The sequence below is a fragment of the Cohnella sp. AR92 genome (assembly GCF_003990975.1).
Classification (GTDB): Bacteria; Bacillota; Bacilli; order Paenibacillales; family Paenibacillaceae; genus Cohnella.
This window is the reverse complement of the sequence record NZ_RZJR01000019.1, coordinates 15,145-26,373: the sequence shown is the minus strand read 5'-3', so window position 1 is coordinate 26,373 and position 11,229 is coordinate 15,145. Positions and strand designations below refer to the sequence as shown.

Sequence of the window (11,229 nt, the reverse complement as noted above, 5' to 3'; positions counted from 1 at the left end):
ATCACCAGGCTCGCAACCAGAACCGTTAACCCTAATTTGCGTATCAGACCAATCCCTCCTATATTGTTCGCACGGCGAAACTCCGCCGCCTCGATGTCAGTATAGATTCATCGCGAGAGGGACTATATACCAAATCTTTAGTATTCATAACAAAGTTCCAAGCCCTGCAGCACGACGGACAAAGAAAAGATCGCCCTCACCTGGCCGGGAAGGCCAAAGGGGAAAGCGATCTCCTGGAATCTTCGCAAGGGCATGGAAAAAGCAGAGGATGAGTCTCCTCTGCTTAAGATGGGCGCTGGCGAATCAACCTTCCGCTTGTTTGATCTTCTTGTTCAGCTTCGCGTATCCCACGCCGAGAACGGCAAAGAGAAAAGCGTAAAGGAAGAGCAGAACGATCCGGATCGGTCCCGGCCTCAAAATATTGACGGACATGATGATCAGATTGGATAGGAAAAGAATCAGAATTACCGACTGGATTCGCTTATAGAAACCGACCATCGACTCCCGGTCCGTATACAGCTGCGGCTCCTCCCCTTCTCTCCACTCCCTGCGGAAGTAGTGCCACATGTTGCCGTAGCTGCTCACGTATTCCCACCCCGCATCCTCAAAAAGCCCGATATACTCCTGTTTATTATTCGTCTTCTTATTGAAGCCGCCTTGATAATCGAGGCGGTACGTATATCGAACCGATGGGTCTCTCTTCAGCGTGTAACGAACAAAGCCGCTTATTTTCTCGAAATGAAGTCCTTCGGCAGACAGCCGGTTCAAGTAATTCTCTTCCTTATCGTGCTCCCAGCTGAGCGACAGCCGGTATCGCTTCTCCATCGTTTCCGCCATCTTAATTCCTCCCTTTGATCAGTGCTGTTCTGCCTGACTCCAGAAGCTCTTCCAATCTCTCGATCTCGGCCTTCACGACCGCCCTTCCGTCTTCCGTGATGGCGTACATCTTCCGCCGGGAGTCGGTCCCTTCCGGCCCCGGATAGTTCTCGATGACTCCTTTGTTCAGCAAAGTGTTCAAAGCCGTGTATAGCGTGCCGGCTCCGATCTTGACTCGCCCCCTGCTCATCCTCTCGGCCTCCTGCATGATTCCGTAGCCGTGGGAGGGCTCCACGTATAACGCGACAAGGATGTAATAGAACGCCTCCGTCAGAGGCAGCATCTCCTTCCATCTCTCCATTCGGGTCACCTCCAATTTATATCGTAGGTCGATATATCGTATGTCATTATATTAAGACACGATACAACGATTGTCAATATAGTGCAAAAAAAAGAACCGTAGCCTAAGCTACGGTCCTTCCTATGCTGCTTTTTACTTAGCTTTGATCTCTTCAAGCGGTTGAGCGTTGCCATAGCGCGGCTGTTCTCGTTTGACGGGAGCGGCCCACTTTACGGCGTTGCTGATGACCCGGCGAACCTGCGTGTTGTAATACGTCGGGTACGTCTCGTGCCCGGGACGGAAGTAGAAGATCTTGCCCGCGCCGCGTGCATAGCAGACGCCGCTGCGGAACACCTCTCCGCCTTCGAACCAGCTGACCATCACGAGCTCGTCCGGCTGGGGAATATCGAAGTGTTCGCCGTACATCTCTTCCTGAGGAAGCTCGATGTACTCCCCGATGCCGTCCGCGATCGGATGAGCCGGGTTGACGACCCAGATGCGCTCCTTCTCGTCCGCCTCCCGCCACTTCAAGTCGCACGACGTCCCCATGAGCTTTTTGAATATTTTCGAGAAATGGCCCGAGTGCAGCACGATCAGCCCCATGCCTTGAAGCACGCGCTGATGCACCCGCTCGACGATCTCGTCCGCCACTTCTCCATGCGCCATATGTCCCCACCAGATGAGGACGTCCGTATCGTTAAGCACCTCGGCCGTCAGGCCATGTTCGGGCTCGTCCAGCGTAGCCGTCCGAAGCTTGCCGTCAACCTCCAGCCCTTCGGCGATCGCCGCATGCATCCCGTTCGGGTACACGGATGCAACCTTCTCGTTCGTCTTCTCATGACGATATTCATTCCAGATCGTAACGTTCACTTTCGCGCTCATACGCTGCACCTCTCCTCTGTGCTTTCTGCCTCCCATTGTAGGATATGACGCAGAAGCAAACGATTACAAAATCGATTCTTTTTCTCCGGTATTCTGCCATCGGCTATTCTCAAGGCAAGTTATATGCTACTCTTATCTTACGTTATTCTGTGTAATGCCACCGATAAGGAGAGTTGAGCCGCATGCATCCAGATATGTTCTACGAGCACGTTGTCTATCAGAATCCATTCCTCGCGATCCGCATCTGGCAGATTGACGAAGGGGCGCAGAACCGGGCATCCGATGAGACCCGAATCCGCCTGGAGCAGAACTGGCAGCAATCCCGCTACTCCGGCTGGCACTACCATGAGGAAGTCGAATTTCTTCTGGTCCTGAAGGGGGAACTTACCGTCTTCTGCAAGGAGGAGAGAATCTCTCTTCAACCCGGAGATATCGCCTTGTTCGGTTCTTCGGAGCCTCACACGACTCTCCAGACGAACGACGGCAGCATGAGCTATATCGTTTTTCAGATCGACCTGCGCAAATATTGGGATCCGAGCACGCTAAACAGCATGCAGCACTTCTCCGAGGTGATCCGGCCTCTTAGCTCGGTGAATTATATTTTCCGGGAGAAGGAGGACGTTCGCCTGAGAATGGCGGAGCTGATCCGGGAAATTTACGTCGAGATGAACGAGAGCAAGGTCGGTTACGAGCTCGCCGTCTCCTCCGCGATCAAGAGCATGCTGCTGCAGCTCCTTCGGAACGACCACAGGCAGCAGCTTCACTATAACAACAACAGCTTGCTGACGCGGCTTCAGCCCGCTCTGACTTATGTGGAGGAGAGACTGGACGAGAGGATCTCGGTCGCCGACGCCAGCAAGCTGGTCAATATGAGCTATACGCATTTTATCAAGACGTTCAAGAAGGGCGTGGGCATGTCGTTCACCGACTTCGTCGTCCTCAAGCGGATCAAGAAAGCGGAGCAGCTTCTGCTCACTTGCGAGCACCTAAGCATCGCCGAGATCGCCGAATCGGTCGGCTTCACGAACATCGGCCACTTCTACGAAATGTTCCGGCGGTACAACGACTGCTCTCCGAAGCAGTTCAAGCTTAAGCTCCAGGACAAATCCGGCTAGGGATCCGGGATAAGTCAAACGCACACAAACGAGATACAACTACACCAACTTCCCATTTCTGTTCTCCAAGACTTGATCCAAAGTGAAGATAATATTCCATTTTTTACTTATATCCCTTTTCTTTGTAACACAAACGTGATATTATGAGTAGCGTAGGTTACATTGATGAGGAGGAGATCGAATTGGCATCCGAAACAACTCAGCTAGAAGAGAAAAGGATACGATTTATCAAAAGAAGCTTGGTAAGTTTTGCATTATGGCAACTTACGTATTTGACTCGGTATTTTCAATTAGATATCAACAATTTCATCACGGGCTTCATTACTTTTATTTCTATTATTAGTGGAATTGTCTGGGCTTATTACCTCATAAAGATTGTCCTTTCATCGTTCCTCATTCAAAAGAAACGCTCTCTGGCCATTTCATTAAATAATGAGTACTACCAAATGATTCGACTTAAGAGCTTTAGAATAGGCTTCTGGGCTATTCTGGGATCAGTTGGGATTTTATTCGCGCTTAGCTTGTATGTTACAGTAAATATCCAAGTTGTTTTACACATATTGCTTATCGTCGGCGTCATTTGTCCCCAAGTGAGTTACTTAATTCTTGACAAAAATGAGGTTCTGAGCGATGAGTGAAGATGTTCTTGAAAATACGATTAAAGTGCAGCGAGCCAAAATGAAATTGACACAAGAACAGTTAGCAGAATTGATTGGAGTCACCAGAAAGACGGTTAATACGATTGAAAATGGCAAGTTCATACCTAGTACAGTATTAGCCATTAAGATGGCAAGAGCTCTTGGTCTTCCCGTCGAAGAATTGTTTATTCTGAAGTAACATAGGACTAAAGCATTGGAGCCTAGGGGGCTGTATGAATCCTTATATTTGGCTAATGAGGCTTATCCTTCGCGGACTTTAGCGGACGCCGTGCTCCTCCGTATCCATCCGCACGGGCGTCCGCCTGACCTATTCGCTGCATTTATCGATTCTCGTTATACGCTCTCAGGAGCGTGAAGCGATTCATCCGAATGCGGTGGGCCTCCTTCAAGCTTCTCTCCAGCAGCTCCTCGCTAACTCCAAGGTTCTCCGTCTCGGTTGGACCGCCAACCTTGCGCAGCCACTCCTTGAGCTTGTCCGCGTCCGGAATGCGAGCCAGCTCATCGCGAACGATATTCTGCCGGTCTGCCGGAACCGCAGGCAACTCTCCTTGCTCGGCCAACCGGCGGTATAACTTCGCTATGACCGCGCACGCGACACCTACCTTGGCTCCATGCAGGATTTGCTTCCGCCCGGTGCGCAGGAACTCCATCTCCCAATAATGCGAGAGGTGATGCTCCGCTCCCGAAGCCGGATGGGATTGCCCGAGCAGAAGCATGGCGAAGCCGGATTCCACCAGCGCTTCCGTCAGAATCCGGATCCCCTTCGAAGTGCGGGCCGCAATCTCCTCGACCTGATCGACGCACTTCTGCAGCGCCCCGCGGGTCATCTCCGCAACGGCCTCGGAATAAATCTCGCCGGCCGCCGCTCTCCCGAAGCTCCAATCGAACAAGGAAGTGTATTTGCCCAGCATGTCTCCGAAGCCAGCCGCCACAAGCTCCGAAGGCGCTTTGGTCAGGATGTCCAGATCGGCGAAAATCGCGGACGGACCGATCGTCTGGATCGTCGTCTTCTCTCCCCTCAGAATGAGCGGAGCGCCGACTGAGTTGAAGCCGTCCACCGATGGAGCGGTCGGCACCGAGATAAACGGAATGGAGATTCCGTATGCGGTGAAGCGCGTGATATCATGAAGCGTTCCCGAGCCGACGGCGAGGAGAGCCTCCGCGCCGAACCTCTTGGCGTCAAGAATGCATTGAACGAGCGATGCTTCGTCAGCGATCACGTCCCCTTGCGCGTTAGGCGAGATAAGAATCGTCTGAACCTGGATTCCGGCAAGAGCGATGTCCGCTTCCAGTGATTTGCCCGCGATCTCGTAGGTCGTCCGGTCGGCGACCAGCCCGATTCTGGCATAGCCTTTCTTGCGCAAGTAAGGAGCCGCTTGTCGCAGAGCTCCCTCTTCTATTCTTACGGTATCGATCTCCAGCGACGCTCGATCGACTCCCGGCATTTGCGCAGCCGCTTCCCGTACCTTCACCATAATGTCACTCATACGTAACTCTCCCTCTCTATTTATATAAATATTCCATTCGTAAACGCTGCCTCTCTCGGAGGCGCAACCGATTCCCTCAAGATGATTCGGCAGGCGGGACTCAGCTTGCGTTCGACTTCTTCCCCCCGAATGATCTTCGCCAGCGACTCCATCGCCCGATAGCCCATCTCGTGCAGAGGCAGCTCCAAGGTCGTCAGACGCGGAGTCAGGTATTCGCTGAATTCGCGGTTGTCGAAGCCGATAACGGACAGCTGCTGCGGAACGGATACTCCCGCCTCCGAAGCGGCGCGCAGAACGCCTGCGGCCATCACGTCGTTCATCGCCAGTATGGCGGTCGGCGGGTCCTCCAAGGCCAGAAGCTCTTGCGTCAGGCGAAAGCCCGATTCGGCCTCCCAATCTCCCATTCGAATCCATTGGGGGTTAGAGGGCAGCCCGTACTCGTTCGCCGCTTTGTAGTAGCCGTTGAATCTCATTCGGGAAGGCAGCGAATCGAGGATCCCGCTGATGACGGCGATCTTGGAGTGGCCCTGATTCACGAGATAAGCCGTCGCGTCGTAGAAGGCCTGTTCGTCGTCGTATTGAATCGTGATCTCATCTTGCGAGTAACAGTACGTATAAACGATAGGCTTGCCATGGGTGTCGATCGTTCCGGATAGATCGCGAGGGTGTACTCCGATGTAGACGATCCCTTCCACCTGCTTGCCTTGCAGATCGGAGACGGCGTTCTCGACGTAACGGGCATAGCTCTCGACCCGATCGAACTTCTTGCCGATCCGTTTGTCCAGCCGCAGGTTCGTCAACAGAATATGAAGGTCGTGCCGGTCCGCGAAGTCGTTGATACCATCGATGATCTCCGGCACGTTGAATACGGTCACGTCCTCCGCGATGACGCCGATCGTATCGGTGCGACGGTTCTTCAAGCTCTGGGCGATCGAGTTGGGCTTGAAGTTCAGCTCCTCGATCACGCGCAGCACCCGTTCCTTGGTCGTCGGCTTCACGTTGCGAGTGCCGTTAAGCACATACGAGACAGTCGCCGTAGACACATTCGCCCTGGCGGCGATATCTTTGATTCCGACCCTGCCCATCCGCAGCCCGCCTCCGCCCCGTTAAACGTTTAGTTATATATTAATTTTGTTATATCATTCTTAACAATTCGAATGCAAGGACATTTTGGGGGTGTTGCCGGGGACTGATGCCTGGGTTGTTGTTGGGGTTGTTGCGTAATGTGAAAGCTCCTTGCGGACGTGCTTCGAACACACCGCTTGCCCTCTGAATACCGAATTTATCGGTATTCGCGGCGCGGGGCCCGTATATCCCCTACATGAAACAAACCGCTCCCCGGCGGGAGATTCGTCCGACCGGGAAGCGGCTTTTAGCCTGTACTCTCTTACACGTCTTTCCACGCCATGACTTGCTAGGCTTTCGTTGATTTAACCAATAATCTAATCGTTTAATTTCGCCCAGATAAAAAACTTCGGAACGGTAAGGGGTTCAATATCCCATCAAAATAGTCCTAACCCAACCAAAAGCCGGGCAGGATCCTCGCTTCTCTCCGCCCGGCCTCGCGAATCTTACTCTTTGTCCTTGGAATCGATCAGCGTGAAATCATCGTAATGGAAAGCCGGAGCCACGATGCACGATACAAACACCGGCTCGTCACCGAGAGGGGTTGCCGTCTGCCACGCTCCCGCGGGCACCAAAGCTTGAGGCTGCTGCCCCTTCTCCAGATCCATGCCGAGAACCAGCTTTTCCTCTTCCGCCGGGTTTTCGCCTTTTCCGCCAAACGTTAGCAGCAGCGGACCGCCCGAATGATAAAGCCACAGCTCGTCCGACAGCACCTTGTGCCAAGCCGACACCTCGCCCGGATGAAGCAGGAAATACACCGAGCTCGCCGATGCCCGCGCTCCCGAGTAGGCTGCTCCAAGCACCTCATGAGGAATCTCGAACGAAGACTTCCAGATTTCGCGGAACCAACCGCCCTCTATGTGCGGCTGCAGATCAAGCTTCTCGATCAAGGGCGACAACGTTCTATTGGACATGCAGGTTTCTCTCCTTCAACTCTCTTTGTCTATTCCCTATTATACAGAGTTAACCTCGAACGATCCCGAATTGGCGAAAAAAAAGCCGAGTCCGTTCCCCAGCTTGAGAGGAAAAGAGTCGACTTTTCGGATTGTAGGCGGAGGGATAGAGGGAATTAACCGCGAACCTTCTCCAGCGCATAGCGATTCTCGGGAATCGGAATGCCCAGGTTGCCCCGCAGCGTGTCCGCTTCGTACTCCGTGCGGTAAATTCCGCGCTCCTGCAGAATCGGCACGACCAGCTCGACGAAATCCTTCAGCCCGCTGGGGATATTGGAATGAATGATGAAGCCGTCCGCCGCTCCTTCTTCATGCCACAGCTGGATCCGGTCCGCGACCTGCTCCGGGGTTCCGAAGAATTCGCCTCGCGGCGTCGCGCTCTGCAGAGCGACCTGGCGGAGCGTAAGCCCTTGCTCCTTCGCCTGCTTCTTTATCTTGTCCGTGCCGCTTCGGAAGCTGTTGCTGCCGATGTCCCCGATGTCCGGGAACGGCTCATCCAGCGGGAATTGCGAGAAGTCGAAGTGGTCGAAGAAGCGCCCGAGGTAATTCAGCGCGTTCTCGATCGAGACGAGGCTCGCGATCTCTTGGTACTTGCGCTCCGCTTCTTCCTCCGTCTTGCCGATTATCGGCCCGATGCCGGGCAGGATAACGATATCGTCCGCGGATCGGCCTTGCTCGACTGTCCGGCGCTTGACGTCCTGATAGAAGGCCTTAGCCTCTTCCAGGGTCTCCGGGCCGGTGAACACCGCATCCGCTCCCTTCGCCGCAAGGTTCTTCCCGCTCTCCGAAGAGCCTGCCTGGAAGATGACCGGGTGGCCTTGCTTGGAACGGGCAATGTTCAGCGGTCCCTGAACGGAGAAAAATTTGCCTTTATGATTCAAGGTGTGAAGCTTAGACGGGTCGAAGAACACGCCGCTCTCCTTGTCCCGGACGAACGCGTCGTCCTCCCAAGAGTCCCACAATCCGCGCGTCACGTCCAAATATTCCTCCGCGATCTGATAGCGCTCGTCGTGAGTCGGATGTCGGTCTTTGCCGTAGTTCAGCGCCGAGCCCTCCAGCGGCGAGGTCACGACGTTCCAGCCGGCGCGGCCGCCGCTGATATGGTCGAGCGAGCCGAATTGGCGGGCGACCGTGAACGGCTCGCTGTACGAAGTGGACAGCGTGCCGACCAGCCCGATCTTGCTCGTGACGGCGGCAAGCGCCGAGAGGATCGTCAGCGGCTCGAACCGGTTCAAGAAGTGGGGAATCGACTTCTCGTTGATGTATAAACCGTCCGCGATAAACACCAGGTCGAACTTGCCTTCCTCCGCCTTCTGAGCCTGACTCTTGTAGAAGTTAAAGTTTACGCTTGCGTCCGTCAGCACCTCCGGATGCCTCCAAGCCGAGATGTTGCCTCCGACGCCGTGAATGATCGCTCCGAACTTCAGTTGTTTTCTCGCCATGCCTTCGATTCCTCCCTTTAATGGAACGCTGTCTGTTTAAGGCTAAGCTTATAGCTCTTCACGAGCCTGACGCCCTTGTTCACGTCCTTGTCGAAATCTCGCTCGAACCCGAGATACTCGTAGAGCCGAACGGCCGGAGCCATCACGTCCGAGGTGTGCAGGTGCAAGGTGTCCGCTCCCCATTCCGAAGCTAGCCTGACGCTCTCGCGGATAATAGCGGTCGCGATGCCTTGGCCGCGATGCGACGGGGATACGGCCAGCAAACGAATGATGGGATTGTGGATGCCGAGCTCCGGCGCTCCATAGGCTTCGGCCGAAGAATCGAAGAGAAGCGCGCTGCCGACAATCTCTCCGTCCAGTTCCGCGACAAGCCGCGCCTTAGGAGAGCCTCCGTCAACCGAGGCCACGATCGATTCCTTGTAGGCCTCCCATTGATCGGCAATCTCCGCCGAGTACTGCTCATATGCTTCTACCAGAACTTTGCGGAGCGCTTCGCTGTCTTGCTGTTTCGCCTCGCGAATTCGCAGGTTCGGATTGGCCATCATGGTCACCTCTCTGTTTCTTTATCGTATAGGAAAAATGATGTCATATAATTTCCCGTGCAGAGCTTTGCGTCACTTTTGGGGGATTTGTTCTTGGGCGCGGACGCTGTCCGAAGCATCGGACCAAGCCCGTTTGATTCGGTCGATCTGTCCCAGATGATGCTGCACGTGCTCGATAAAGGAACGAATGACGTCCTTCAGCTTCACCGTGTCTCCTTTGGCGTTGACGGCCGTTTTCTCCAAGTCCTCCGCGGTCAGTCGGCGGAACAGCTGCGCATTATAGTTCAGCAGCGAGAGATAGAACGCCAGAATGTCGGCAGGAGACGCCTCATTCCCGTATTGCCGTTCGACCCAAGGATCCTGGCGGAAGCCGGGAAGCCGTTCCGGGGAACCGGACAAAATCTCGCGAATTCGGAAGGAAACGATCAGGTTGTGGTCGGCCAGATGGGTAAGCACCTCGGTAATGCTCCACTTGTTCGGGGCTTCCTTCCACTTGAGCTGCTCGGGCGCCACTCCCGCGATCGCTTCCTTCAGCTGTTCGTGGGCGTTTAAGTATCTAGCGAGCTCGTTATCGCTTAGGCTCATACATCGTCACTCCTTATACGGTTGTGTCGTTAGGGATAGAGTTTGGAGATTCATCTTGCGAAGATGCGAAGTCTTGGCTGGATAAGGCGTCTTTGCCGCCAAGTTGGACAAGGTTATCCTCCGCCAACCGGGCGAAGAATGCCGCCGTCAGCGGAAGCGCCCGCTCATCGATGTCGAAGGCAGGGTGATGCCATTCGTGAGGTCCCGAGGTTCCCATGAAGAAGAAGGCGCCCGGCACGGCCCGCTGATAGAAGGCGAAATCCTCGCCCGCAGGCGATGGCGCCGGAACGACGACCTGCAGCCCGACTCTCCGTGCCGCGATAGCGGCCGTCTCCGACAAGACCCGGTCGTTGTTCACCGCCGGCGGCCCTTGAATCCACTTCACGCTGGCCTTCACTCCGAAAGCGGCGGCGACTCCGTCGGTAATGCGCTCGAAACGCTCCTTCACCAGAGCGCGGACGCCTTCGTCGAACGTGCGCAGCGTTCCGTCCAGAAGCGCGCTCTCCGGGATGACGTTCCAGGAGGTGCCGCTATGAATTCGGGTCACGCTGATCACGGCGCTCTGCAGCGGACTAACGTTGCGGCTCACGATCGTCTGAAGCGCCGCGATAAGATGGGCGCCGGCGACGATCGGGTCGACGCTCGCTTCAGGAACGGCGGCATGGCTGCCGGTCCCCTCCAACTTGACGACGAAGCCGTCCGCGGCGGCCATAAGCGGTCCTTCCTTGATGCCGATCGTGCCGACCGGAAGATCGGGCTTGTTGTGGAGGCCGTAGATGGCATCCACCCCGTCAAGCGCGCTGCTCTCGATGACCTCGAGCGCGCCGTGCGCCTTCTCCTCCGCAGGCTGGAAGATCAGCCTCACGGTTCCCGCGAGCTCGCTCTCCCTCTTCTTCAGCAGAAACGCCGCTCCCAGCAGGGATGCCGTATGGTAATCGTGGCCGCACGCATGCATACGGCCGGGCTTCTGCGAGGCGAACGGAAGCCCCGTCTCCTCCTGCACCGGAAGCGCGTCGATATCGGCCCGCAGCGCGATCGTCGGTCCCGGCCGCGCTCCGCCGATCTCCGCGATCACGCCGGTGCGGAGCGAGTAATCCAGGATGCGTACGCCCGCCTCCTCCAGCCAGCCGCGAATCCAATCGGTCGTCTGGAATTCCTCGTGCGACAGCTCGGGGTTCGCGTGCAGCTGACGCCGGATCGCGACCAGCCGCGCCGCCAGCGACTCCTGCGCCGCCTTTGCCTCATTTTCTGCCTCTGTATTTGTCAAATGGCGGCTCATTCGC

Annotated in this window: 13 protein-coding genes; 3 read left to right on the top strand and 10 right to left on the bottom strand. The window is 55.4% G+C overall.

Going from position 1 to position 11,229, the window contains the following annotated elements; all coding sequences use genetic code 11:
• Positions 1-303: 303 nt before the first annotated feature.
• The 3 genes from ELR57_RS24700 to ELR57_RS24690 all read right to left on the bottom strand — a co-directional run bounded on the left by ELR57_RS24700 (position 304) and on the right by ELR57_RS24690 (position 2,038).
• On the bottom strand, positions 304-837 hold the full coding sequence (locus ELR57_RS24700) for a DUF2812 domain-containing protein (RefSeq protein ID WP_126962049.1): 534 nt from the start codon (positions 835-837) through the stop codon (positions 304-306).
• Position 838: 1 nt separating this feature from the next.
• Positions 839-1,177, bottom strand: a complete 339-nt coding sequence (locus tag ELR57_RS24695) for a PadR family transcriptional regulator (RefSeq protein ID WP_126962047.1) — start codon at positions 1,175-1,177, stop codon at positions 839-841.
• 132 nt (positions 1,178-1,309) lie between these two features.
• Positions 1,310-2,038: a ThuA domain-containing protein gene (locus ELR57_RS24690; RefSeq protein ID WP_126962045.1), complete on the bottom strand. Its 729-nt coding sequence runs from the start codon at positions 2,036-2,038 to the stop codon at positions 1,310-1,312.
• Between the two features lie 182 nt (positions 2,039-2,220).
• On the opposite strand from ELR57_RS24690, the gene ELR57_RS24685 reads away from it, so the two are divergent.
• The 3 genes from ELR57_RS24685 (at position 2,221) to ELR57_RS24675 (ending at position 3,990) form a co-directional block, all read left to right on the top strand.
• Entirely contained in the window at positions 2,221-3,153 is a 933-nt protein-coding gene (locus tag ELR57_RS24685) for an AraC family transcriptional regulator (protein WP_126962043.1), read from the top strand.
• Between the two features lie 182 nt (positions 3,154-3,335).
• Entirely contained in the window at positions 3,336-3,791 is a 456-nt protein-coding gene (locus ELR57_RS24680; protein WP_126962041.1) for a hypothetical protein, read from the top strand.
• On the top strand, positions 3,784-3,990 hold the full coding sequence (locus ELR57_RS24675) for a helix-turn-helix transcriptional regulator (protein WP_126962039.1): 207 nt from the start codon (positions 3,784-3,786) through the stop codon (positions 3,988-3,990). The genes ELR57_RS24680 and ELR57_RS24675 overlap by 8 nt, the downstream gene beginning before the upstream one ends.
• Positions 3,991-4,132: 142 nt before the next feature.
• On the opposite strand, the gene ELR57_RS24670 is transcribed toward ELR57_RS24675, so the two are convergent.
• The 7 genes from ELR57_RS24670 to ELR57_RS24640 all read right to left on the bottom strand — a co-directional run bounded on the left by ELR57_RS24670 (position 4,133) and on the right by ELR57_RS24640 (position 11,225).
• Entirely contained in the window at positions 4,133-5,299 is a 1,167-nt protein-coding gene (locus tag ELR57_RS24670) for a sn-glycerol-1-phosphate dehydrogenase (protein ID WP_126962037.1), read from the bottom strand.
• 20 nt (positions 5,300-5,319) lie between these two features.
• Entirely contained in the window at positions 5,320-6,384 is a 1,065-nt protein-coding gene (locus tag ELR57_RS24665) for a LacI family DNA-binding transcriptional regulator (RefSeq protein WP_126962036.1), read from the bottom strand.
• Between the two features lie 486 nt (positions 6,385-6,870).
• Positions 6,871-7,338, bottom strand: coding sequence for a cupin domain-containing protein (locus tag ELR57_RS24660; protein WP_126962034.1), 468 nt, complete (start codon positions 7,336-7,338; stop codon positions 6,871-6,873).
• A gap of 155 nt (positions 7,339-7,493) precedes the next feature.
• Complete coding sequence (locus ELR57_RS24655; protein WP_126962032.1) at positions 7,494-8,819, bottom strand: LLM class flavin-dependent oxidoreductase; 1,326 nt, start codon at positions 8,817-8,819, stop codon at positions 7,494-7,496.
• A gap of 17 nt (positions 8,820-8,836) precedes the next feature.
• Positions 8,837-9,361, bottom strand: coding sequence for a GNAT family N-acetyltransferase (locus ELR57_RS24650; protein WP_370452346.1), 525 nt, complete (start codon positions 9,359-9,361; stop codon positions 8,837-8,839).
• A gap of 72 nt (positions 9,362-9,433) precedes the next feature.
• Complete coding sequence (locus tag ELR57_RS24645) at positions 9,434-9,946, bottom strand: DinB family protein (RefSeq protein ID WP_126962028.1); 513 nt, start codon at positions 9,944-9,946, stop codon at positions 9,434-9,436.
• A gap of 13 nt (positions 9,947-9,959) precedes the next feature.
• The gene (locus ELR57_RS24640) at positions 9,960-11,225 is read right to left on the bottom strand and encodes an amidohydrolase (protein WP_126962026.1); all 1,266 of its coding nucleotides are present in this window, start codon (positions 11,223-11,225) and stop codon (positions 9,960-9,962) included.
• Positions 11,226-11,229: the final 4 nt, after the last annotated feature.